General features: G+C 64.1%; 21 protein-coding genes. 9 read left to right on the top strand and 12 right to left on the bottom strand.

The features are described 5' to 3' along the window. Positions 1 to 32: 32 nt before the first annotated feature. From queE to ACTJLC_RS26275, 4 genes are all read left to right on the top strand, one after another. Entirely contained in the window at positions 33 to 665 is a 633-nt protein-coding gene (queE, locus tag ACTJLC_RS26290) for a 7-carboxy-7-deazaguanine synthase (RefSeq protein WP_440845676.1), read from the top strand. A gap of 9 nt (positions 666 to 674) precedes the next feature. Then, a complete protein-coding gene (queD, locus tag ACTJLC_RS26285; protein WP_090518804.1) occupies positions 675 to 1,118 on the top strand; it encodes a 6-carboxytetrahydropterin synthase QueD in 444 nt (147 codons plus the stop codon). A 211-nt stretch (positions 1,119 to 1,329) separates the two neighbouring features. Continuing rightward, positions 1,330 to 2,112 carry an HpcH/HpaI aldolase family protein gene (locus ACTJLC_RS26280; protein WP_114161683.1) on the top strand — a complete coding sequence of 261 codons (783 nt, stop codon included), beginning with the start codon at positions 1,330 to 1,332 and terminating at the stop codon, positions 2,110 to 2,112. Then, positions 2,109 to 2,810: a tetratricopeptide repeat protein gene (locus ACTJLC_RS26275; RefSeq protein ID WP_440845674.1), complete on the top strand. Its 702-nt coding sequence runs from the start codon at positions 2,109 to 2,111 to the stop codon at positions 2,808 to 2,810. Before ACTJLC_RS26280 ends, ACTJLC_RS26275 begins: the two co-directional genes overlap by 4 nt. Before the next feature lie 119 nt (positions 2,811 to 2,929). Here ACTJLC_RS26275 and rodA read toward each other — a convergent pair whose 3' ends face one another. From rodA to ACTJLC_RS26250, 5 genes are all read right to left on the bottom strand, one after another. After that, complete coding sequence (rodA, locus tag ACTJLC_RS26270) at positions 2,930 to 4,078, bottom strand: rod shape-determining protein RodA (RefSeq protein ID WP_310123267.1); 1,149 nt, start codon at positions 4,076 to 4,078, stop codon at positions 2,930 to 2,932. Between the two features lie 10 nt (positions 4,079 to 4,088). After that, a complete protein-coding gene (mrdA, locus tag ACTJLC_RS26265) occupies positions 4,089 to 6,437 on the bottom strand; it encodes a penicillin-binding protein 2 (RefSeq protein WP_440845672.1) in 2,349 nt (782 codons plus the stop codon). Between the two features lie 145 nt (positions 6,438 to 6,582). Next, the gene (gene mreD / locus ACTJLC_RS26260; RefSeq protein ID WP_073430343.1) at positions 6,583 to 7,095 is read right to left on the bottom strand and encodes a rod shape-determining protein MreD; all 513 of its coding nucleotides are present in this window, start codon (positions 7,093 to 7,095) and stop codon (positions 6,583 to 6,585) included. After that, entirely contained in the window at positions 7,092 to 8,204 is a 1,113-nt protein-coding gene (gene mreC / locus ACTJLC_RS26255; RefSeq protein ID WP_073430342.1) for a rod shape-determining protein MreC, read from the bottom strand. Before mreC ends, mreD begins: the two co-directional genes overlap by 4 nt. Positions 8,205 to 8,357: 153 nt before the next feature. Continuing rightward, positions 8,358 to 9,401: a rod shape-determining protein gene (locus ACTJLC_RS26250; protein WP_004189550.1), complete on the bottom strand. Its 1,044-nt coding sequence runs from the start codon at positions 9,399 to 9,401 to the stop codon at positions 8,358 to 8,360. 379 nt (positions 9,402 to 9,780) lie between these two features. On the opposite strand from ACTJLC_RS26250, the gene gatC reads away from it, so the two are divergent. The 5 genes from gatC (at position 9,781) to ACTJLC_RS26225 (ending at position 15,010) form a co-directional block, all read left to right on the top strand. Beyond that, a complete protein-coding gene (gatC, locus tag ACTJLC_RS26245; protein ID WP_073430341.1) occupies positions 9,781 to 10,080 on the top strand; it encodes an Asp-tRNA(Asn)/Glu-tRNA(Gln) amidotransferase subunit GatC in 300 nt (99 codons plus the stop codon). A gap of 149 nt (positions 10,081 to 10,229) precedes the next feature. After that, positions 10,230 to 11,717, top strand: coding sequence for an Asp-tRNA(Asn)/Glu-tRNA(Gln) amidotransferase subunit GatA (gene gatA, locus ACTJLC_RS26240; RefSeq protein WP_440845669.1), 1,488 nt, complete (start codon positions 10,230 to 10,232; stop codon positions 11,715 to 11,717). A 5-nt stretch (positions 11,718 to 11,722) separates the two neighbouring features. Next, entirely contained in the window at positions 11,723 to 13,198 is a 1,476-nt protein-coding gene (gatB, locus tag ACTJLC_RS26235) for an Asp-tRNA(Asn)/Glu-tRNA(Gln) amidotransferase subunit GatB (RefSeq protein WP_310123257.1), read from the top strand. A gap of 143 nt (positions 13,199 to 13,341) precedes the next feature. Continuing rightward, positions 13,342 to 14,181, top strand: a complete 840-nt coding sequence (locus ACTJLC_RS26230) for a PPK2 family polyphosphate kinase (RefSeq protein WP_310318501.1) — start codon at positions 13,342 to 13,344, stop codon at positions 14,179 to 14,181. Between the two features lie 49 nt (positions 14,182 to 14,230). Then, positions 14,231 to 15,010: an exodeoxyribonuclease III gene (locus ACTJLC_RS26225; protein ID WP_440845666.1), complete on the top strand. Its 780-nt coding sequence runs from the start codon at positions 14,231 to 14,233 to the stop codon at positions 15,008 to 15,010. A gap of 39 nt (positions 15,011 to 15,049) precedes the next feature. Here ACTJLC_RS26225 and ACTJLC_RS26220 read toward each other — a convergent pair whose 3' ends face one another. The 7 genes from ACTJLC_RS26220 to argB form a co-directional block, all read right to left on the bottom strand. Then, entirely contained in the window at positions 15,050 to 16,237 is a 1,188-nt protein-coding gene (locus ACTJLC_RS26220) for a M48 family metalloprotease (protein ID WP_440845709.1), read from the bottom strand. A gap of 74 nt (positions 16,238 to 16,311) precedes the next feature. Next, positions 16,312 to 17,706, bottom strand: a complete 1,395-nt coding sequence (locus ACTJLC_RS26215; RefSeq protein ID WP_073430336.1) for an AmpG family muropeptide MFS transporter — start codon at positions 17,704 to 17,706, stop codon at positions 16,312 to 16,314. A gap of 14 nt (positions 17,707 to 17,720) precedes the next feature. Further along, on the bottom strand, positions 17,721 to 18,329 hold the full coding sequence (gene metW / locus ACTJLC_RS26210; RefSeq protein WP_073430335.1) for a methionine biosynthesis protein MetW: 609 nt from the start codon (positions 18,327 to 18,329) through the stop codon (positions 17,721 to 17,723). Further along, on the bottom strand, positions 18,326 to 19,471 hold the full coding sequence (gene metX, locus ACTJLC_RS26205) for a homoserine O-succinyltransferase MetX (RefSeq protein ID WP_083084981.1): 1,146 nt from the start codon (positions 19,469 to 19,471) through the stop codon (positions 18,326 to 18,328). The genes metW and metX overlap by 4 nt, the downstream gene beginning before the upstream one ends. Before the next feature lie 298 nt (positions 19,472 to 19,769). Then, positions 19,770 to 20,447 carry a nucleoid occlusion factor SlmA gene (slmA, locus tag ACTJLC_RS26200; RefSeq protein ID WP_114161692.1) on the bottom strand — a complete coding sequence of 226 codons (678 nt, stop codon included), beginning with the start codon at positions 20,445 to 20,447 and terminating at the stop codon, positions 19,770 to 19,772. Then, entirely contained in the window at positions 20,414 to 21,214 is an 801-nt protein-coding gene (locus tag ACTJLC_RS26195; protein ID WP_073430332.1) for a pyrimidine 5'-nucleotidase, read from the bottom strand. The genes slmA and ACTJLC_RS26195 overlap by 34 nt, the downstream gene beginning before the upstream one ends. 206 nt (positions 21,215 to 21,420) lie before the next feature. Further along, positions 21,421 to 22,320, bottom strand: a complete 900-nt coding sequence (gene argB / locus ACTJLC_RS26190) for an acetylglutamate kinase (protein WP_073430331.1) — start codon at positions 22,318 to 22,320, stop codon at positions 21,421 to 21,423. Positions 22,321 to 22,443 lie beyond the last annotated feature (123 nt).

The raw sequence follows: 22,443 nt of genomic DNA, 5'->3' as shown, positions 1-22,443 counted from the left end.
AGTATCTTCAGGAACACGAGGCAAAAAGCAGCATGACTTACGCGGTCAAGGAAATCTTCTACACGTTGCAGGGCGAGGGCGCGAACGCCGGGCGTCCGGCCGTGTTCTGCCGGTTCGCCGGCTGCAATCTGTGGTCGGGCCGCGAGGAAGATCGTGCGGATGCCGTGTGCCGCTTCTGCGATACCGATTTCGTCGGCACCGATGGCGAGAACGGCGGCAAATACCGTAGCGCCGAGGAACTCGTGCAAATGATCGCGTCGCTGTGGCCGCAAGGCGAGGGCGAGCGCTTCGTGGTGTGCACCGGCGGTGAGCCGATGCTGCAGATCGACCCGCCTTTCGTCGACGCGCTGCATGCGGCCGGCTTTGAAATCGCCATCGAAACCAACGGCTCGCTGCCGGTGCTCAAGACCATCGACTGGATTTGCGTGAGCCCGAAAGCCGACGCGCCGCTCGTCGTCACCAAGGGCAACGAACTGAAGGTCGTGATTCCGCAGGACAACCAGCGCCTGTCCGACTATGCGAAGCTCGACTTCGAGTATTTCCTCGTCCAGCCCATGGACGGCCCGTCGCGCGACATCAACACCAAACTCGCGATCGACTGGTGCAAACGCCATCCGCAATGGCGCCTGTCGATGCAGACCCACAAGTATCTGAACATTCCCTGACTTGCCGTGCTGACGATTACACGAAAACTCGAATTCGACGCGGGTCACCGCATCCCCGATCACCGCAGCCAGTGCCGTAACCTGCACGGCCACCGCTACGTGCTCGAAATCACGCTGCAAGGCGATCTGGTCGACACCGAAGGCGCGCCCGACCGCGGCATGGTGATGGACTTCGCCGATGTGAAGTCGCTCGCCGTCGAGCATCTGGTCGACAAGTGGGACCATGCGTTCCTCGTCTACGAAGGCGATACGCAGGTGCGCGGCTTTCTGGAAACGATGGCCGGCCACAAGACGGTCGTGCTCGACCGCATCCCTACTGTCGAGAATCTTGCCGCCGTCGCGTTCGACATTCTTGCGAACGTCTACGACGCGCATTACGGCGTGAATCTGCGTCTACACAAGCTGCGTCTGTACGAGACGCCGAATTGCTGGGCCGACGTGGTCCGCGATTAAGCGCCAGGGCCGATCGCGCACGCCGAACCCCCGCGTTATTGTCACGGTATGATCGCTCCGATAACCATACGGAGCGAGACATGCCGGTCACCGCATTGCGTCGCAGCAGGCAGCCGGGCCGCGAGAGTCCTGGCGTTCGCCTGCACTGCATCACCCGCATCCTGAGTCGCTTTCCGCGCGACGTATCCCGTCGCCGTGACGGAGCGCGCCGATGAGCACTTTCACCAATCCCCTCAAGCAACGTTTGAAGGAAGCCGATCCGCTGTTCGGTCTGTGGCTGTCGCTCGGCAGCGACGCCGCGGCGGAGGCGCTCGCGCACGCGGGTTTCGACTGGTTGCTGATCGACATGGAACACGCGCCGAACGATAGCGGCGACGTTACTTCGCAATTGCGCGCGATCGCGGCGGCGCATCTGCCGAGCGAGCCGGTGGTGCGCGTGCCGGCCACCGAGGCGTGGCTCGTCAAGCGCGTTCTGGATGCCGGCGCGCGCACGCTGATGTTCCCGAATATCGCGTCGGCGGACGAAGCGGCGCATGCCGTGCGTCTCACGCAATATCCGAGCGCCGAGGCGCTCGACGGTCAGCGCGGCGTCGCCGGCATGGTGCGGGCGGGAGCCTACGGCATGCGGCGCGATTACGTGCAGACGGCGAATGCGCAGATCTCGACCATCGTGCAGATCGAGTCGGCGCGCAGCCTCGAAGAAGTGGAAAAGATCGCGGCGACCCCAGGCGTCGATTGCCTGTTCGTGGGACCGGCCGACCTGGCCGCGAGCCTCGGTCATCTCGGCGATTCGAAGCACGCCGACGTGCAGGCGGCGATGGCGCGCATCGTCAGCGCCGCCGACAAGGCCGGCATCGCGGCGGGCATTTTCGCCATGGACGCCGTGAGCGCGAGGCAGTATCGCGATGCCGGTTTTCGTTTTATCGCGCTGGCCGCCGACGTCTTGTGGATGTTGCGCGCGACTCGCCAGGCGTTGCAGGAGGTGAGGTCATGAAGGTGAAGGTGCAGGGCGTCGTCGCGCGCCTGGCGATTGCGGCGGTGTTCATGGCGAACGTGGCGGCGCATGCGCAGGACCGGGTCGCGAAGCCTTCCGATGCCGAGACGCAAACCGCGGTCGCGGACTACAACGCCGGCAATCTGACCGCGGCGCTTGCCGAATTCCGGAAGGCCGCCGAGCGCGGCAGCCGGCTCGCCGAGTTCAATTACGCGATGATGCTGCTCAACGGCGAAGGCACCCCGGCCAACGTCGACGAAGGCAAGAAGTGGCTGCGCAAGGCCGCCGACGCCAACATGTCTCACGCGCAATACGTGTACGGCAAGATGTACGACGATGGCGAGTTCGTCGGGCGCGATCCGGTCGAGGCGCATCGCTGGTTCCTGAAGGCCGCGCAGCAAGGGCACGTGCAGGCGGAGCTTGCGCTTGCCAACCAGTTCCTCGACGGCCGCGGCACCGAGCGCGACAACAAGCAGGCATTCGTCTGGTACAAGAAAGCGGCAGAGGGCGGCGACATGACCGCGCAATACGTGACGGGCTCGTTCTACGAGCGCGGCGGCGACGGCGTGGACAAGAACCTGAACGTGGCGCGTGCCTATTACGCGGCCGCCGCGGCACAGGGCGATCCGGCGGCGCGGCTCAAGTACCAGGAGCTCAGCACGCAGTTACGGGATCGGAAGGAAGTGAAACCGCAGTGAACGCTGCGGTGAACGACGCCGTAAACGAAACAGGGCGCTCCTTCCGGTTCGTCGAATTCGTTGCGGCGCTTTGCTTGCGACAGCCCGCATCGGTTTGCGGTTGCCAGCGCGCTGGAGCGCTAGCTCTGCATCAACCGTTTCTGTCGCGCGACGTTCATGATCAGGCCGGCCGCGACCCCCAGCGTAGTGAGCGCGGTGCCGCCGTAACTCATGAACGGCAACGGCACGCCTACCACCGGCAAGATTCCGCTCACCATGCCGATGTTGACGAACGCGTAGGTGAAAAACGCCATCGTCAGCGATCCGGCCAGCAGACGCCCGAACAGCGTGGCTCCATTGGCCGCGATATAGAGTCCGCGCGCGATCAATAGCATGTACAGGACGAGTAATACGATCCCTCCCGCCAGCCCGAATTCTTCGGCGAACACGGCGAAGATGAAGTCGGTGTGCTTCTCGGGGATGAATTCCAGATGCGCCTGCGTGCCCTTCAGCCAGCCCTTGCCGAGCGGGCCGCCCGAGCCGATTGCAATCACCGCCTGGATCGTATGGAAGCCCTTGCCGAGCGGATCGGAGGTCGGATCGAGCAGCGTGCAGATGCGGTGCTTCTGATAGTCGTGCATGAGCGGCCACTGCACTTGCGGCTGGCAGATCTTGTCCTGAAACGCCGCGATGGAGCCGACCGCGATCACCCCGGCAAGCAGCACCGGCACGATCAGCTTGAAACTCAGACCCGCGAAGTAGATCACGAAGAACCCGGCCGCGAACACCAGCACGGCGGTGCCGAGGTCGGGCTGCTTGGCGATCAGTCCGACCGGCACCGCGAGAATCAGCAGACCGACGAGGTAGTCGTACCAGCGCATCACGCCTTCGCGGCGCTGGTAGTACCACGCGAGCATCAACGGTGTGGCGATCTTCAGCATCTCCGAAGGCTGGATCACCACGCCGACGTTGATCCAGCGCTTCGCACCCTTGCGCGTGAGGCCGAACAACGCCACCGCGACCAGTAACGCGATGCCGAACGTATAAAGCGGGACGGCGAAGCGCATCAGCATGGTGGGCGGCACATTGGCAAGCGCCCACATCAGTAGGAACGTCAGCATGATGTTGCGCAGTTGATCTTCCACGCGGCCGGGAACGTCCAGACTCGCGCTGTACAACGTGATGAGGCCGACGCACAACAGCAGGAACACGATCAGTGCGAGCGGACGGTCGAAGCCCGCGAACATCCGCTTGATGCGGTCGAGCCAGGCGCGCTTGTCGAATTGCATGCCTTTCTCCTTACTCGTCGATGCCGCCGGAAACCGGCTGGCGTGGCGACGTGGGCTGAGTGCCGTTATCCCGCGACGGTTCTCCGACGGGATTTCCTTCCGGGCGTGCGGCGGCGCTCGGCGCCGGCTCGCTACCCGGACGGGGTGGATGCGGAGCGCGGGGTTTGCGCGGCGTCTTTACGGCGGAGGACGCGGGCGTGGCTGCCGACGCCCCCGCACCCGTCGCAGCGGGCGCCGATGAGCCCACCGCCGCCGATGCCGCCGCCGATGCGGATGCCGCCGCCGCGGCAGAAGCCGCCGCTGCCGCCGAAGCCGCGCCCGGCATCGGCAACGCCGTGAAGCCCGCGGCGATTCTGACCGGCTGCGTCGCCGCATCCTGAGGTGCCGGTGCGCCGCCCACTTCGGGCGCGGAGGCATCCTGGGTCGCGGAAGCCGCAGTCGCGATAGCCGCTGCTTGCGCGCCGGGCTTGTTCTTGCCGACGAGGTAATAATCGAGCACACGTCGCGCGATCGGACCGGCGGATTCCGCGCCCCAGCCGCCGTTTTCCACGATCAGCGCGAGCGCGATCTTCGGCTGCTCGGCGGGCGCGAACGCAATGAAGAGCGCGTGATCGCGCAGGTGCTCGGCGGTCGTCGCATGGCCGCGGTAGTTCGCGCCCTGCAGCGAGTAAACCTGGGCCGTGCCGGTCTTGCCGGCCGCCAGATACGGCGCGCCGATGAACAGTTTCGACGCCGTACCGTTGGTCACGACGCCTTCCATCGCGCGCTTGATGATGTCGATATCGGATTGCTTCACGGCGAGCTTGTCGGTCGGATCGCGCACGACCGCGCGCGTGTCCTTGGTGATCGGATTTTCGACGTCGCGCACGAGGTGCGGCTTCATCACGACGCCGTTGTTCGCAAGCGTGGCGGTGGCGTGCGCGAGTTGCAAAATCGTGAACGAGTTGTAGCCTTGGCCGATGCCGAGGCTGATCGTTTCACCTTCGTACCAGCGTTGCTGCTCGGGCTTGCGATACGCCTTGCGCTTCCAGTCGGTCGAAGGAAGAATGCCGCGCGCCTCGCCCGAAATGTCGATGCCGGTGATCTGGCCGAAACCCCACGGCTTCATGAAGCCGGCGATCGCATTGACGCCGAGATCGTGCGCGAGCATGTAGAAATACGTGTCGTTCGACACCACGATCGCGCGGTTCATGTCGACCCAGCCCTGGCCCGAGCGCACATCGTTGCGGAACGTGTGGCCCCCGAACGTGTACGAGCCCGGATCCTGGAAGCCCCAGCCCGGCGTGCGCTTGTGCAGCGTCAGCGCGGCGAGCGCCATGAACGGCTTGTAGGTCGAGCCCGGCGGATAGGTGCCGTGCAGCGGGCGGTTCAGAAGCGGGTGATCCGGCGAGTTGTTGAGCTCGTCCCAGGTTTGCTGATCGATGCCGTCGACGAACGAATTGGGATCGAAGCTCGGCGCCGACACGAAGGCGAGCACGTCGCCCGTGGCCGGCTCGATGGCGACCAGCGCGCCGCGGCGGCCCGCGAATGCCTGCTCGGCGACCTGCTGCAAGCCGATATCGAGCGACAGCACGAGGTTGTTGCCGGGCGTCGCCTGGGTGCGCGACAACGTCCGCACCGGCCGGCCGCCGGCGGTGACTTCGACTTCCTCGAAACCGGTCTGGCCGTGCAGCTCGGTCTCGTAGCTCTGCTCGACGCCGATCTTGCCGATGTAGTCGGTGCCCTTGTAGTTGTTCGCGTCCAGACGCGGATCGTAGTGGTCCGGGTCCTTGTCGTTCTGGTCGCTGGCGTCGTCGATGCGTTCCTGGTCGCGCTGCGAGATCCGGCCGATATAGCCGATCACGTGCGCCGCGGTCGGCCCGAGCGGATATTGGCGGAACAGGCGCGCGCGCACTTCCACGCCGGGGAAACGGAAGCGCTGCGCGGTGAAGCGCGCGACTTCGTCGTCGGTGAGGCGGGTGCGGATCGGCAGGCTCTCGAAGTTCTTCGAGTCTTCCTGCAGCTTCTTGAAGCGGCGCCGGTCGCGTGCGTCGATCGAGACGACCGTGGCCAGGCTGTCGATCACGTTTTCGAGCGAATCGTTCAGCTTCGACGGCGTGATTTCAAGCGTGTAGGCCGAGTAATTCTTGGCCAGCACCACGCCGTTGCGGTCGGTGATGATGCCGCGGTTCGGCACGATCGGCGCGACCGAGATGCGGTTTTCGTCCGCTTGCAGCGAGTACTTGCTGTAGTGCCAGACCTGGAGGAACAGGAAACGGAAGCCGATCAGCCCGAAGCAGACGAACACGAACACGCCCGCCGCCGCCACGCGCACGCGGAACTTCGAGAGCTGTTGCTGAGTGTCCTTGAATTCGGTCATGCGATTCTGCAAAAGGCCGGGTCGCGGCCATCATGAGTGTGCGCCTGATCCGGTCGGAACCGGGAGGCATGAGCGGCGACGTGCGTCGAGCGGGCCGCGGGCGTGGGTTCGACTGGGACGGCCGGCGCGCTCGCTGCGTGATCGATCAAATCGGCCGGGTGTCGTCCGGGTCGGCCGGGCGGCGTTGGGGCATCAACAGCAGGATGCTTGCAATCGGCCACAGCGCGGCTTCCACGAAGCCGTCGATCAGATAACCCCAGCCCGGAAACGCCGCGCCCGTCAGCAGACGGATCACGAACGGCACCAGTTGCGCGACCACGAGAAGCGGCATGACCGCGAACGTCTGCACGCCGAGCGGCATCCACAGCACCCGGCGGTGGATCGTGATCGCGCCATACGACAGCAGCGTGTACGCCAGCGCGTGCTCGCCGAGCAGGCTGGCGTTGTGCACGTCCATCAACAAGCCGAGGAAGAACGCGATGCCCATGCCGACTTTGCGCGGCTGGTGCACGTTCCAGAACAGCAGCACGAGGGCGACGAAGTCCGGCACGCCGACGAGGCGCCCCCACGGCATCAGGTTCAGCAGGAACGCCGCCGCGAGACTGAACGCGATGAAGTACGGATTGACCGGCTGCAGAATGTATTGCGGACGGTTCATGGTTGCGCCCCCGGCGCGGCTTGCGGCTTCACGTTCTTGTCAGCGGTCGGTTTCTTTTCGGCGGCGGATTTTTTCTCCGTGGCGGCGGGCGCGGCCGGAGTTTTCTCAGCAGGCCTGGCGGCGGCCGCGGGTTTTTCAGCCGGTTTCCCGGCTGGCTTGGCTGCGGACTTATCCGCCGCAGCCTTGCTGTCCGCACCCTTGCCGGCTTTCTTGGCCTTCGCGGCTTCTTTCGCCGCGGTGGCCGGATCGGGCTCTTCCGGCGGACGCGGCGGTATGTCGTTCACGTAATGCAGCACCAGCAACTGACGCGCGCCGCGCACCGGTGCGACCGGCAGGCAGATCACGCGCGCAAAGGCGGTATCGGCCTGTTTGTCGACCCGCACCACCTTGGCGACCGGCAGCCCCGGCGGATAAATGCCGTCGAGTCCGCTGGTGACGAGTTCGTCGCCGGTTTGCACGTCGGCGCTGATCGGCACGAAACGCAGATCGAGCGTATCGCCCTTCGGCGTACCGTAAATCACGCTGCGCAAACCGGTGCGCACGATCTGCACGGGCACCGCCTGATCCTTGTCGGTGAGGAGCGTCACCTCGGCCTGCAAGGGGAACACGCGCGTGACCTGGCCGACCACGCCGTCTTCATTGACGACCGGCGAGCCGTTCTGGATGCCTTGCTGCGCGCCACGGCCGATCACGACCTTCTGCGTGAACGGATCGCGTGTGTCGTACTGGATTTCAGCGGGCAGCGATTGCGTGGTGGCGCGCTGCGACAGTTGCAGCAGCGCGCGCAGATGGGCGTTCTCGGCGGCCAGTTCGGCGGCTGTATTGGCTTGCTGCGAGAGTTGCAGGTCTTTCGTGCGCAGCTTGTCGTTTTCGCTGCGCAGCGTGGCGCTGGTCACCGCGAGGTCGGCGGCGCCCATGAAGACGTCGCGCGGCACGAGAGCCGCGCGCTGCAACGGGTAGAGACCGGCACCGAGGACGCCGCGAACGATCTCGAGCGTTTTGAACCGTGCATCGGAGATCAGCAGGGCCAGCGCCAGCACGACGAAAAACACCAGCCGCGCGAGTGCGGATGGGCCTTGCTTGAACAGGGGCGGCGGACTGTATTCCATGGTCGGCGCCGGGGGCGTGAGCGGTTGGGTGAGACGGCGGCGCGCCAGGGACGCGCGTTCAGCACGCGGAGGCTGGAAGGTCCAGCCAACGGCAAACCGGCCCGCAAGGGGCCGTTTGCCTGATCCGCGCTACTGACATGGAGACGGGCTCGCTTACTCGTACGAGAAGATGCTGCCCAGCTTGTCCATGCGTTCGAGCGCCATGCCCGAGCCGCGCACGACGCACGTGAGCGGGTCTTCGGCGACGAGCACCGGCAGGCCGGTTTCTTCCGCGAGCAGGCGGTCCAGATCGCGCAGCAGTGCGCCACCGCCCGTGAGCATCATGCCGCGCTCGGCGATGTCGGCGCCGAGTTCCGGCGGCGTTTGTTCGAGCGCGATCTTCACCGACGACACGATCTGGTTCAGCGGATCGGTGAGGGCTTCGAGAATTTCGTTGCTGGAAATCGTGAAGCTGCGCGGAATGCCTTCCGACAGGTTGCGGCCCTTCACTTCCATTTCCTTGACTTCCGAACCGGGGAACGCGGAGCCGATTTCTTTCTTGATGGCTTCGGCGGTTTGTTCGCCGATCAGCATGCCGTAGTTGCGGCGAATGTAGTTGACGATGGCTTCGTCGAACTTGTCGCCGCCCACGCGCACCGAACCTTTATATACGATGCCGCCGAGCGAGATCACGCCGACTTCCGTCGTGCCGCCGCCGATGTCGACGACCATCGAGCCGGTAGCTTCAGACACCGGCAAGCCAGCGCCGATCGCGGCGGCCATGGGTTCTTCGATGAGATAGACCTGCGAAGCGCCGGCACCGTGCGCGGCTTCCTTGATGGCACGACGCTCGACCTGAGTCGAACCGCACGGCACGCAAATGATGATGCGCGGCGACGGCGAGAACATGCGCGATTCATGGGCAGTTTTGATGAACTGCTTGATCATCTGTTCGGTAACGGTGAAGTCGGCGATCACGCCGTCTTTCATTGGGCGGATTGCCTCGATGTTGCCCGGCACCTTGCCGAGCATCTGCTTGGCTTCCTTACCGACTGCCTGAATGGTTTTCTTGCCGTTGGGACCGCCTTCCTGGCGGATCGAGACCACCGACGGTTCGTCGAGAACGATACCTTTGCCACGCATGTAGATGAGCGTATTGGCAGTGCCAAGGTCAATGGCCAGATCGTTGGAGAAATAGCTGCGCAAAAAACCGAACATTCAAAATCCTGTCTCGCTTGGCGCCGGGCCTCGCAACGTATGCGCAGGGCGGCAGCGGAAAAAATAACAGCCTCAACCGGGCGAAATGGGCGCCGCTGATCTTGAAGCTGCGGGGGAGTCTACCGGAGGCCGGTGCAAAGCCACGTTAGAAAAATCCGAACCATCTTTGAGAACTGATCGGAAAGGCCGTGTTAAGTCGGTCCGGGTTTGGGTCGAACGCGTAATGATACCTTATAATTTTGGATGTTTTGAAGGAAACGGCTGGCACTTTTTGCCACCGCTGGCCCCTTTTTCGAGGTCTTCCTCCTGCGTCGTAACCCGCTGTCGCGGCATTGTTTTTTCGTTGCCGCGGCGGTCCACCACATTTTCCGGTGACTGCATGGCTCTGACCCTGACCGATGTAAAACGCATCGCGCATCTCGCGCGGCTCGACCTTGCCGAAGCCGACGCTGAGCACACGCTCGTCCAGCTCAATGACTTCTTCGGCCTCGTCGAGCAGATGCAGGCGGTCGATACCACCGGCATCGCCCCGCTTGCTCATCCGATCGAGCAGATCGAAGACGTCGCGCTGCGCCTGCGCGACGACGCGGTAACCGAAACAGTCGAACGCGAAGCTTTCCAACGCCCGGCGCCGGCCGTGCAAGACGGCCTGTACCTCGTGCCGAAGGTGATCGAGTAAGAATCGCGCATCAAGCCCGGCACGGCGTGCGAACGGAATACCGCTCGAATCCGCGCCATCCGGCTTCCTCGGCTCGGCTTGCCGGCGGGCAGCCGAACGCCCAAACGGCAGCGTTGCCCGCGCTGCCGCGCTCTTCAGGATAAAACGCAATGCATGAAAAAAGCTTGACCGAACTGCGCGCCGCACTGGCGGCCAAGGAATGCTCCGCAGTCGAACTGGCCCAGTTGTATCTGAAGCGGATCGACGCCGCCAATAGCCTCAACGCATTCATCGAGGTCGATGCCGATCTGACGCTCGCGCAGGCGAAAGCCGCGGACGCGCTGCTGCACACCGGCCACGCGGGTCCGCTGGCCGGCCTGCCGATCGCGCATAAGGATGTGTTCGTCACCAAGGGCTGGCGCTCCACCGCCGGCTCGAAGATGCTGTCGAACTATCAGAGTCCGTTCGACGCAACCGTGGTCGCGCGTCTGCAGAACGCCGGCATGGTGTGCGTGGGCAAGACCAATATGGACGAGTTCGCGATGGGCTCGTCCAACGAGAATTCGCACTTCGGCCCCGTGCAGAATCCGTGGGATCGCCAGGCTGTGCCGGGCGGTTCGTCGGGCGGCTCGGCGGCTGCGGTCGCCGCGCGTCTCGCGCCGGCCGCCACCGGCACGGATACGGGCGGCTCGATCCGTCAGCCGGCATCGTTCTCGGGCATCACCGGCATCAAGCCGACCTACGGCCGCGTGTCGCGTTACGGGATGATCGCGTTCGCCTCGTCGTTGGATCAGGGCGGCCCGATGGCGCGGAACGCCGCGGACTGCGCGACGCTCCTCAACGCAATGGCCGGTTTCGACGAACGCGACTCCACGAGCCTCGTTCGCGACGACGAAGACTACACGCGCTATATCGGCAAGCCGTGGCAGGAAGACGGCGCCAGCAAGCCGCTCGCCGGCTTGCGCATCGGCCTGCCGAAAGAGTATTTCGGCGCGGGTCTCGCCGACGACGTGCGTGCCTCCATCGACGCCGCGTTGAAGCAATACGAAGCACTCGGCGCAACGCTGGTCGAAGTCTCGTTGCCGAAAACCGAACTGTCGATCCCCGTCTACTACGTGATCGCGCCGGCGGAAGCTTCGTCGAACCTGTCGCGTTTCGACGGCGTGCGCTTCGGCCATCGCGCCGCGGAGTATCGCGATCTGCTCGACATGTACAAGAAGTCGCGCGCCGAAGGTTTCGGACCTGAGGTGAAGCGCCGTATTCTCGTCGGCGCCTACGTGCTGTCGCACGGCTATTACGACGCGTACTACCTGCAGGCGCAAAAAATCCGCCGCATCATCGCCCAGGATTTCCAGGAGGCGTTCAGGCAGTGCGACGTGATCATGGGACCAGTCGCGCCGTCGGTGGCGTGGGACCTCGGCGCGAAAGGCGACGATCCCGTGCAGATGTATCTGGCCGACATCTACACGCTGTCGGTGAGCCTCGCCGGTTTGCCGGGCATGAGTGTGCCGTGCGGCTTCGGCGCGGGCGCGAATGCGCAGCGTCCGGTGGGTCTGCAGATCATCGGCAACTATTTCAATGAAGCCCGGATGTTGCAGGTGGCCGACGCGTTCCAGCGCGCGACCGACTGGCACCGCAAAGCACCGGCAGGAGTGTGAGCACCATGACCAAGCAATGGGAAGTCGTGATCGGTCTGGAGACCCACGCGCAACTGTCGACCCAATCGAAGATTTTCTCGGGCGCTTCGACGCAGTTCGGCGCCGCGCCCAACACGCAGGCATGCCCTGTCGATCTCGCGTTGCCGGGCACCTTGCCCGTGATGAACCGCGGCGCCGTCGAGCGTGCGATCCAGTTCGGTCTCGCGATCGGTTCGACGATCGCCCCGCGCAGCATCTTCGCGCGCAAGAATTACTTTTATCCCGATCTGCCGAAGGGCTATCAGATCAGCCAGTATGAAATCCCCGTCGTGCAGGGCGGGCAGGTGAAGATCCAGGTGCCGGCCAACGAAAAGGCGGGTAAGGAAGCGTACGAGAAAGTCGTCAATCTCACGCGCGCTCACCTCGAAGAAGACGCCGGCAAGTCGCTGCACGAAGACTTCGCGGGCATGACCGGCATCGACCTGAATCGCGCGGGCACGCCGCTGCTGGAAATCGTCACCGAGCCGGAAATGCGCAGCGCGGCGGAAGCGGTCGCCTACGCGAAAACGCTGCACACGCTCGTCACGTGGCTCGGAATTTGCGACGGCAACATGCAGGAAGGCTCGTTCCGTTGCGACGCGAACGTGTCGGTGCGCCCGGTCGGTCAGGCGGAATTCGGCACGCGCGCCGAAATCAAGAACCTGAACTCGTTCCGCTTTCTGGAAGAAGCGATCCAGTACGAAGTGCGCCGTCAGATCGAATTGATCGAGGAAGGCGGCACGGTGGTGCAGGAAACGCGGCTGTACGATCCGGACAAGCGTGAAACGCGTTCCATGCGCAGCAAGGAAGACGCGCACGATTACCGCTATTTCCCCGATCCCGATCTGATGCCGCTCGTGATCGATCCGGCGTGGGTCGAGCGTGTGAAGCGCGAGATGCCGGAATTGCCGGCAGCGATTCAACAACGCTTCGTGACGCAATACGGCCTCACGCCGTACGACGCGAACATGCTCACGTCGAGTAAGGCGATGGCCGCGTACTACGAAGCGGTGGTCGCCAAGGTCGGCCCGGCGAACGCCAAGGTCGCGGCCAACTGGCTCATGGGCGAGGTGTCGTCGCAACTGAATCGCGAAGGCCTGGATATCGCCGAAAGCCCGGTTTCGTCCGCGCAGCTTGCGCTGTTGTTGCAACGTATCGCCGACGGCACGATCTCGAACAAGATCGCCAAGGAAATTTTCCTCGCGATCTGGGAGGAAAAGGCCACGGACGAAGCCGCCGCGGATCGCATCATCGAGGCCAAGGGTTTGAAGCAGATTTCGGACACCGGCGCGCTGGAAGCGATCATCGACGAAGTGCTCGCCGCGAACCAGAAGTCGGTCGAGGAATTCCGCGCCGGCAAGGACAAGGCGTTCAACGCGCTGATCGGCCAGGCGATGAAGGCGACCAAGGGCAAGGCCAATCCGGCGCAGGTGAATGAGCTGCTGAAGAAGAAGCTGTCCTGAGCCGGCGCGCAGTTCAGACGCAGTTGGGGAAACCCGGTTGAAGCGCGAGCTTCAGACATCGCGGGCCGTTGCCGGAAACGAAAGTGGGGCAACGGCCCGTTTCATTTACGGGCCCGTTTGAACGCAGATCACGGAGAGTGTGAATGGCGAAGCAACCCGAACTCGACGACTTCCGCGTGCCGTATTTCGAGGCCGGCAAGAAGAACGGCAAGTTCTCGCTCGGCAACGTCGACCCCGCCGCAAGGCCGTTTTCGAGCGGTTCGAAAGACGCCGACCGGGCGCGCTTGTCCGAGATCGGCGCGAAGCTCGACATACAGCAGGAGTGTCTCCACGCGCAGCAGAAGCGTCGCGTGCTGCTGGTGCTGCAAGGCATGGACACGAGCGGCAAGGACGGCACCATCCGCGCGGTGTTTCATGAAGTCGATCCGCTCGGCTTGCGCATCGTGCCGTTCAAGGCGCCCACGGCCACCGAACTCGCGCATGATTTTCTGTGGCGCGTGCATTCGCAGGCGCCCGCCGCCGGCGAGCTGACCGTCTTCAATCGCAGTCACTACGAAGACCTGCTCGTGCCCACCGTGCTCGGCACGTTGGATGCCCAAGGCTTCGAGCAACGCTGCCGCCACATTCGCCAGTTCGAGGAGATGCTGGCCGATAGCGGCACGACCATCGTCAAGTGCATGCTGCACATTTCGAAAGACGAGCAGCGCGTGCGCTTGCAAGCGCGCATCGACGATCCGAGCAAACACTGGAAGTTCGACGTGTCCGATCTCGATGCCCGCAAGCACTGGGACAAATATCAGGCGGTGTATCGCGACGCGTTGGCGGCGACGTCGACCGAATACGCGCCGTGGTACGTGGTGCCGGCCGATTCGAAAACGCACCGCAACATCATGATCGCCGAGTTGCTGCTGCGCACCTTCGAATCGTTGAAACTCGAATATCCGCCGCCCAAGGAATCGCTAAGGGGTGTCAGGGTCGCGTGACCCCGTGCCCTCCGCTACCAGAAACGAATCGACATCAAAAAGGAACGACATGTTGCGTGTGATTACCGCCAACCTGAACGGCATTCGCTCAGCGGCCAAGAAGGGTTTTTTCGAGTGGTTCGGCGAGCAGCAGGCCGACGTGCTGTGCGTGCAGGAAATCAAATGCTCGCAGGACGATATGACGCCGGAATTCATGGCGCCGCACGATTTCACCGGCTACTTCCAGCATGCGGTGAAAAAAGGCTATAGCGGCGCGGGCGTGTACACCCGCCATGAGCCGGACGAAGTGGTGATCGGTTTCGGTAGCGAGGAGTTCGATCCGGAAGGGCGCTATGTCGAACTGCGTTTCGGCAAGCTGTCGGTGATCTCGGTGTATGTGCCGTCGGGATCGAGCGGTGACGAGCGTCAGCAGGCCAAGTACCGTTTCATGGACGAATTCATGCCGCATCTCGCTGAACTCGCCAGGGAGCGCGAGGTGATCGTGTGCGGCGACGTGAACATCGTCCACAAGGAAATCGACATCAAGAACTGGAAGAGCAACCAGAAGAACTCAGGCTGCCTGCCGGAAGAGCGCGCATGGCTGACGAGGCTGTTCGACGAAGTGGGTTACGTCGACGTGTTCCGCACGCTCGACCAGCGGCCGGAGCAGTACACATGGTGGAGCAATCGCGGCCAGGCTTATGCGAAGAACGTTGGGTGGCGGATCGATTATCAGATCGCGACGCCGGGCATCGCGAGCAAGGCGAAGCGCACCGGCGTGTTTCGCGACATCAAGTTCAGCGACCATGCGCCGCTGACCGTCGATTACGATCACCAGATCGACAAGTAGCCATTGCCCGCGCCGCACGCGGCGTGCGGCTCGCGAAATTCATTCGCGGGCCAGCTTGCGGCGCGGACGGCCTATGCCGCCGTAGTCGGGCAACTCGTCGATCGTTTTGTCGATGGCCTTTGCGTAGAGCGGCAACATATCCGGCAAGCGCTTGACGATGTCCTGGCGGCGCGCCTGCGTGTACGGATGCACGTAGATGAAACCTTGCTCGCGGTTGGCGCGCGTCGCCGCCGCCAGTTTGTCCCACAGCCCGATGGCCGCGCGCGGATCGAAGCCGGCGCGCGATGCGATATCGCTGCCGATTACGTCGGCTTCCGTCTCGTCGGTGTTTTCGTACTTCATTTCGAGCAACTGCGAACCGATGCCGAGCGGCGCCACGCCGAGATCGGCGAGACCGAAGAGTTGCGGGATCGCGCCCGACGAACTGATCTGTCCCGCCTGCCGTTCGCCGAGCCGCTCGCGCGCATGCTCGCGCAGCGCGTGCGCGATCTCGTGCCCGAGCAGCATGCCGAGTTCGTTGTCGTTCAGACGCACCCGGTCGAGCAGTCCGCTATACACGACGATCTTGCCGCCAGGCAGACAGTACATGCGGATATCGTTCGAGCGCACCACCGCGACGTCCCACTTCCAGCCCTTGGCCCGCTCGTTCCATTTCAGCGAGTAGGGAATCATCTTGTCGACCATCGAACGCACGCGCGTGACGTGCGCGTCGGCATCGCCGTACAGGCGATTCGCGTGCTCCGCGCCATAGGCGATCTGATCGAACTCTTCGGCGGCTTGCGTTTCGAGCACCGGCGAGGGGATCAGGTTGCGGAACACCAGGTAGCCGCCGTAGCGTAGCTGTGTGTTGGGGCCGTACGAGGGCGACGCCGGCACGCTGGCGGCGGTTGCCGACGTGGCGGCGGGCGCCTTGGCGGCTGCCGGCGGTGACGATGTGGCCGCGGGCGTGCGCGGCGTCACCGGCGCCGGGGGCGGTTGCGGCGAAGGCGGCGTGACGGCCGCGGGCGCGCTGCCGGCGTTGGTGGCGCTGTTCGCGCCGGGCGTCGATGTCGAATTCTCGGGGCTCGCCGGGCTCTGCGCCGGTTTTGCCGTTGGCGCTGTGGACGGTGGCGTTGCGGTTGCCGATGTCGGTGCGCTAACGCCGGCCGCCGGGGCCGTGGCGTAGGCGTTCAACGGCACGACGGCCCATGCGAGGCCCGCGCAGCCGAGCGCCCATACGACATGCAGCGCGGCGCGGCCGGGCTGGAACGCCTGCGCCTCGGCGCTATCCCGGCGCCCCGCGCGCGTAGCCGCAAACGCCGTCACGACTGAGTCCTCCACGGCGCGATGCGCAGCAGAAGCAGCATGCCGGGCAGCGCCAGCACCGTGCAGACGATGAAGTAGTCGAACCAGCCAATCTGCGCGACCACGTAACCGCTTGCCGCCGACGCCAGCGTGCGCGGCACCGAAGCGAGACTCGTGAAAAGCGCGAACTGCGTGGCCGTGTAGCGCGGATCGGTGGTGCTGGCGATATACGCGGTGAAAGCCGCCATCGTCAGGCCGGTGGAAAAGGTCTCGAATCCGTAGACGAGGGCCAGCGCGACCGAGCGCGGCTCGAGCTGCACGGCCCAGTCGATGCCCACCAGCGCCAGCAGCTTCGTCGTGCCCTCGCTCAGCCACACGGCGATGTCGTAAATCACCACGAGACCCGGCGAGGCGGGCCCGAGATGCGCGAGCCACGCGAAACCGAGCGTCGACACCATTTGCAGCACGCCGAAGATCCACAGCCCGCGGCCGATGCCGATCTTCATCAGCCAGATTCCGCCGACGATCCCGCCCGCGAGACTCGCGCCGAACGCGGTAGTCTTCGCGATCACGCCGACCTGCGTGCGCGAAAAGCCGATATCGAGGAAGAACGACGTGGACAGCGTGGTCGCCATCGTGTCGCCGAGCTTGTACAGAAAGATGAAGCCGAGCACGAACAGCGCGCCGCGCCAGCCGTCGCGGTGAATGAATTCGCTGAATGGCTGCACGATCGCCTCGCGCAGATTCTTGGGCGGCGTGCCATGCACTTCGGGCTCGCGCACCACTAGCGTCATCACCATGCCCGGCAGCATGAACGCTGCCGTGACGATGAAAACGGTGGTCCACGGCAAATGGTCGGACAGAATCAGCGCGAGCGATCCAGGGACCAGCGCCGCGATCTTGTAAGCGTTCACATGAACCGCATTGCCGAGCCCCTGCTGGGTATCGCTCAGCAATTCGCGCCGGTAGGCGTCGATCGAGATATCCTGGCTTGCGCCGAAGAACGCGACGAGCGCCGTCAACGCGGCCACCGTCCAGATCGAATCGCGCGGCGACACGAAGCCGAGCGTCGCGATCGCGCCGGCGACCAGAATCTGCGTGACCAGCATCCAGCCGCGCCGTCTGCCCGGACGCCAGCCAGGAAAACGCGGCACGTAGCGGTCCATCAGCGGCGCCCAGATGAATTTCCAGGTATAGGGAAACTGAATCAGCGCAAACAGGCCGATTTCCTTCAGGTTGACGCCTTCAGAGCGTAACCACGCCTGCACCAGATAGACGAGCGTGAACAGCGGCAACCCCGACGTGAAGCCGAGAAAGACGCAAATCAGCATGCGCGTATTCAGGAATGCGCGCCAGCCGGGATGTTCTTCGTGAGCGGTAAGTGCGGGCGCCTCATGCGGCGGGTTCGACATGTGGATAACTTGCGTTAGCTTTTCTTGACGCGATAGACCGCAAGACTACCACGCCAGTTCGCCCCCCATCGCACCGCCTGACCTTCGTGGAGGACGACGCGGTCGAGAATCTCGATGCCGACTTCGGGCGCGAGCGCCTCGAAATCCTTGATGGTCAGCACCCGCACGTTCGGCGTGTTGTGCCACTGATAAGGCAGCGACTTCGACACCGGCATGCGGCCTTGCAGGACCGAAAGCCGGTGCGCCCAGTAGCCGAAATTCGGGAACGAGACGATGCATTCCTTGCCGACGCGCACCGTCTCGCGCAGGATCGCCGCCGTCTGATGAATGGTTTGCAGCGTTTGCGACAGAATCGCGAAGTCGAAACTGCGGTCTTCGAACAGACGCAGGCCGTCTTCCAGATTCTGCTGGATCACGTTCACGCCGTTTTGCGTCGATGCCAGCACGCCCGCGTCGGTGATTTCGATGCCGTAGCCTTGCACGTCCAGCTCTTCGGTGAGCAGCGACAGCAGCGAGCCGTCGCCGCAGCCCAGGTCGAGCACGGTGGCGCGCGTTTCGACCCAGCGGGCGATCGCGCGGAAGTCCGGGCGTAGCGCCAGGTAATCGAGTGCTCGCTGGTTCATGCGTTCACCTCGTTCGCAATGCGTTCGTAATAGGCGCGCATCAGGTTGTGATAGCGCGCGTCGTCGAGCAGGAAGGCGTCGTGGCCGTGCGGCGCGTCGATTTCAGCGTAGGTGACCGTGCGCTTGTGATCGAGCAGCGCCTTCACCAGTTCGCGCGAGCGGGCCGGCGCGAAACGCCAGTCGGTTGCGAAGCTGGCGATCAGGTATTTCGCCGTGGTGTGCGCGAGCGCGGCGGTCAGATCGCCGTCGAAGGCCTTGGCCGGGTCGAAATAGTCGAGCGCGCGGGTAATCAGCAGATACGTGTTCGCGTCGAAGTAGTCGGCGAATTTGTCGCCCTGATAGCGCAGATACGATTCCACCTCGAATTCCACGTCGAAGTTGAAGTTGTACGCATCGAGCGCGCCTTCCGCGCGGCGCAGCGAGCGGCCGAATTTCTCGGCCATGTCGTCGTCCGACAGATAGGTGATATGGCCGATCATGCGCGCGACGCGCAAGCCGCGCTTCGGCTTCACGTTATGCGCGTAGTAATTGCCGCCGTGGAAGTCGGGGTCCGACAGGATCGCCGAGCGCGCCACCTCGTTGAACGCGATGTTCTGCGCCGACAGCTTCGGCGTGGACGCGACCACGATGCAGTGCGCGACGCGCTCGGGATACATCATGCTCCACGCGAGCGCCTGCATGCCGCCGAGGCTGCCGCCCATCACCGCGGCAAAGCGCGTGATGCCGAATTCATCGGCGACGCGCGCCTGGGCGTTGACCCAATCTTCGACCGTCACCACGGGAAACGTCGCGCCGTACGGTTTGCCCGTGGCCGGATCGATGCTCATCGGCCCGGTCGAACCGAAGCACGAGCCCAGGTTGTTCACGCCGATCACGAAGAATCTGTTGGTGTCGAGCGGCTTGCCGGGGCCGACCATGTTGTCCCACCAGCCGAGGTCCTTCGGATTATCGGCATACACGCCGGCCACGTGATGCGAGGCGTTGAGCGCGTGACACACCAGCACCGCATTGCTGCGCGCGGCGTTGAGCGTGCCGTAGGTCTCGACCATCAGGTCGTAACCGGCCAGCGAGCTGCCGTTCTGCAAACGCAGCGGCTCGGTGAAATGCATTTTTTGGGGAGCGACGATACCGATCGATTCCATTCATTCCGCCATTTGACAAAGACAGGGCGGCTAGATGGCGTCGGCGAAGCACGGAGAGGAACGACTGTGTGCGCGGCTGACGACCTCTTTAGCCGCATTTATAGTGAACCGCGGGATCTTCCCGGCAGTTCGCGCGCCCGCAATCGAGTCAGCAAATCGGCGCGTGATGGATGTTCAGGAGCGCGGCCCCGGATGCTTCGTGGTGCCGCAGTCAGGCGCAAAGTATAGCGGAAAATCCCATGCGGCAGCGTCGCGGGCACGGTCCTGGCGCGACATCATCCGAGATGCGCGGCGTGGACTATTGGAGAATCAGCAGGAGCTGCGCGTCGGCATGTTCGGCGGGCATGCGCGCGAAACCGCTGCGCACATAGCGATGCCAGCGGCCGATGATATAGCTCAGCAAAAGGCTCGCGCGGACGGCGGGGTCGTAGCCGGCGGGCAGCGGGACGGCAACGTTTTCGCCCGTGATTGCTCCTGCTTCCATGTGTGCCACCCGCAGACATTGTTTCAACGACGCCTCGACGCGCTCCAGCATCTGATTCACACGCTCGGTCAGCCGTTCGTGCTCGCCGACCAGCGCCTCGCACGTCAACACGCGCGTCATGCCGGGATTCTTCGCGGGGAAGTTGAGCAGCATCAGCGCGATCGCGCGAGCTTGCAGCACGCCGTTGCTTTCCTTGTCGGCGATCTGGTTGATGAGCCCGAAGATGGTTTGCTCGATGAACTCGATCAGCCCTTCGAACATTTGCGCCTTGCTGGCGAAATGGCGGTAGAGCGCCGCTTCCGACACGCCGAGCCGGGCGGCGAGCGCCGCCGTGGTGATCTTTTCGCTCTTCGGCGCCTCCAGCATGGCGGCGAGCGTCTGCAGGATGTGGACGCGGCGCTCGCCCGGCTTCAGGCGCTGCGCGCGCCCGGCGACGGGCGCTGTGCGCTCGTGTTCGGCTAAGGCTTCGTCGGGCTTGTCGATCGGCTGCATGGCTGTCGTCCCTGCTGTCCCTTCAATCGAACCGAGCGGGTGCCCAGTCGAAGCGATTTTAACGAACGAATGGTCCGATCGACATAGTGCGGCCGGCCGGTGCCCGGCAGGCGCGTCGGCACGCCGTCCGCATGCGGCTTGCGCGGCAGATGGCCGGTGATCCACACGGTGCGGATGCCGAGGCGCCGATAGTGCTTCAAATGCGAGCGCGTGTCTTCAACGAGGATCACGTCCTTGAGCGACACATGCGCGTCGCGCATCGCCTTGCGCAACATCGCGTGGTCGGGTTTGGCGCGCCAGTTGCGGCGATCGCGCATGTGCTCGATCGCGATCACCTGTTCGAACAGACGCTCGATGCGCAGCTTGGCGAGCACCGCGCGCGCATAGCTTTCGGGCGCGTTGGTCAGCACGATCTTGCGGCCCGGCAGCGCCGCGACGAGGCGCGCGACACCGCGTTCGTGGCGAATCATCGAACCGAGGTCGGGAAACGTATGCACGACCTTCAGGAAGTCGTTCGGATCGAGCGGATGATGGCGCGCGAGACCGAGCAGCGTCGCGCCGTAGCGCTGCGTGTAACCGGTGCGCAAGCGGTTGGCTTCGTCCATTTCGACTTGCAGCGCGTCGATGATGTACTGCGTCATCGCCTGATTGATCGCCGGAAAGATCGCGTGCGAAGCGCGGTGCAGCGTGTTGTCGAGATCGAACAGCCAGACCGGGCGGCCGCCAGCGATGTGCGGGCGGCGGCGTCGGGAAGTGGGAGTGCGCATGATGAAAGGCGCCGTTCAGGCGCGAGCGGTCGCATTACGCGGCAAACGCGGACGGTTCGCGGCGCGGACGGCGATCGAGGAAGGGTGAGTGTGTCGGCGTGAGACGCTGGCGTGCAGCGGGATAACGGCCAACGAAGCAGTGAAACGACGCGGCACACATGGCGCGTCTTGCGAGCGCGCCGTGCGTGCCGGGTTTGAGGCAGGAATCAATGCGAGCGGATCATCGTGCCGAACGGCTGTTCGGTGAGGATTTCCAGCAGCACCGAGTGCTCGATCCGGCCGTCGATGATGTGCACCGAACGCACGCCGCTCTTGGCCGCGTCCAGCGCCGACGAGATTTTCGGCAGCATGCCGCCGGAGATCGTGCCGTCGGCGAACAGGGCGTCGATTTCGCGCGCTGAAAGATCGGTGAGCAGATTGCCTTCCTTGTCCATCACGCCCGGAATGTTGGTCATGATGACCAGCTTTTCCGCGTTCAGCACCACGGCCAGCTTGCCGGCGACCAGGTCCGCGTTGATGTTGTACGACAGGCCGTCTTCACCGAAGCCGATCGGCGAGATGACCGGAATGAACGCGTCGTCTTGCAGCGCCTTCACGACGGCCGGATTGATTGCCTCGACTTCGCCTACCTGGCCGATGTCGACGTATTGGCCGGGGTTGTCGCGATCCGGCATTTGCATCTTGCGCGCGTGGATCAGGCCGCCGTCCTTGCCGGTGAGGCCGACCGCATGACCGCCGAAATGATTGATGAGCGTGACGATGTCCTGCTGCACCTCGCCGCCGAGCACCCATTCGACGACTTCCATCGTCTCTTCGTCGGTGACGCGCATGCCCTGGATGAACGTGCCCTGTTTGCCGATCTTCTTCAATGCCTGATCGATTTGCGGACCGCCGCCGTGCACGATGACCGGATTGATGCCGACCAGCTTCAGCAGGATCACGTCGCGCGCGAAGCCTTGCTTCAGGCGCTCTTCGGTCATGGCGTTGCCGCCGTATTTGATGACCACGGTCTTACCGTGATATTGGCGAATGTAGGGCAGCGCCTCGGCCAGGATTTCAGCCTTCAGGGTGGGCGCAATCTGCGAAAGGTCGGGAAGCTCGGACATGGCGGCAGGCTCGGGCACGGGACGGTTAAAACAGGGCGAATTGTACAGGACTGGCGCGTTGCAACAGGGTTTTCGACAGCGACGGCGACGCCTGAGCGCGCCGGTTTTGTACACCGCGCAGGG

The organism is Paraburkholderia sp. 22099 (assembly GCF_052045835.1).
GTDB lineage: Bacteria > Pseudomonadota > Gammaproteobacteria > Burkholderiales > Burkholderiaceae > Paraburkholderia > Paraburkholderia terricola.
The sequence above is the reverse complement of the archived record's forward strand: the minus strand, read 5'-3'. Positions and strand labels throughout refer to the sequence as shown.

Coding starts and splice junctions, on each gene's coding strand:
- mrdA (WP_440845672.1), bottom strand. CDS start 6,437: ATGACCGAATTCAAGGACACTCAGCAACAGCTCTCGAAGTTCCGCGTG.
- ACTJLC_RS26230 (WP_310318501.1), top strand. CDS start 13,342: ATGGCGAAGCAACCCGAACTCGACGACTTCCGCGTGCCGTATTTCGAG.
- rodA (WP_310123267.1), bottom strand. CDS start 4,078: ATGCAATTCGACAAGCGCGCCTGGCTCGACCGCATCAAGCGGATGTTC.
- gatA (WP_440845669.1), top strand. CDS start 10,230: ATGCATGAAAAAAGCTTGACCGAACTGCGCGCCGCACTGGCGGCCAAG.
- metX (WP_083084981.1), bottom strand. CDS start 19,471: ATGGAATCGATCGGTATCGTCGCTCCCCAAAAAATGCATTTCACCGAG.
- argB (WP_073430331.1), bottom strand. CDS start 22,320: ATGTCCGAGCTTCCCGACCTTTCGCAGATTGCGCCCACCCTGAAGGCT.
- ACTJLC_RS26195 (WP_073430332.1), bottom strand. CDS start 21,214: ATGCGCACTCCCACTTCCCGACGCCGCCGCCCGCACATCGCTGGCGGC.
- ACTJLC_RS26225 (WP_440845666.1), top strand. CDS start 14,231: ATGTTGCGTGTGATTACCGCCAACCTGAACGGCATTCGCTCAGCGGCC.
- mreC (WP_073430342.1), bottom strand. CDS start 8,204: ATGGAATACAGTCCGCCGCCCCTGTTCAAGCAAGGCCCATCCGCACTC.
- gatC (WP_073430341.1), top strand. CDS start 9,781: ATGGCTCTGACCCTGACCGATGTAAAACGCATCGCGCATCTCGCGCGG.
- ACTJLC_RS26275 (WP_440845674.1), top strand. CDS start 2,109: ATGAAGGTGAAGGTGCAGGGCGTCGTCGCGCGCCTGGCGATTGCGGCG.
- mreD (WP_073430343.1), bottom strand. CDS start 7,095: ATGAACCGTCCGCAATACATTCTGCAGCCGGTCAATCCGTACTTCATC.
- gatB (WP_310123257.1), top strand. CDS start 11,723: ATGACCAAGCAATGGGAAGTCGTGATCGGTCTGGAGACCCACGCGCAA.
- ACTJLC_RS26280 (WP_114161683.1), top strand. CDS start 1,330: ATGAGCACTTTCACCAATCCCCTCAAGCAACGTTTGAAGGAAGCCGAT.
- ACTJLC_RS26250 (WP_004189550.1), bottom strand. CDS start 9,401: ATGTTCGGTTTTTTGCGCAGCTATTTCTCCAACGATCTGGCCATTGAC.
- metW (WP_073430335.1), bottom strand. CDS start 18,329: ATGAACCAGCGAGCACTCGATTACCTGGCGCTACGCCCGGACTTCCGC.
- queE (WP_440845676.1), top strand. CDS start 33: ATGACTTACGCGGTCAAGGAAATCTTCTACACGTTGCAGGGCGAGGGC.
- ACTJLC_RS26215 (WP_073430336.1), bottom strand. CDS start 17,706: ATGTCGAACCCGCCGCATGAGGCGCCCGCACTTACCGCTCACGAAGAA.
- slmA (WP_114161692.1), bottom strand. CDS start 20,447: ATGCAGCCGATCGACAAGCCCGACGAAGCCTTAGCCGAACACGAGCGC.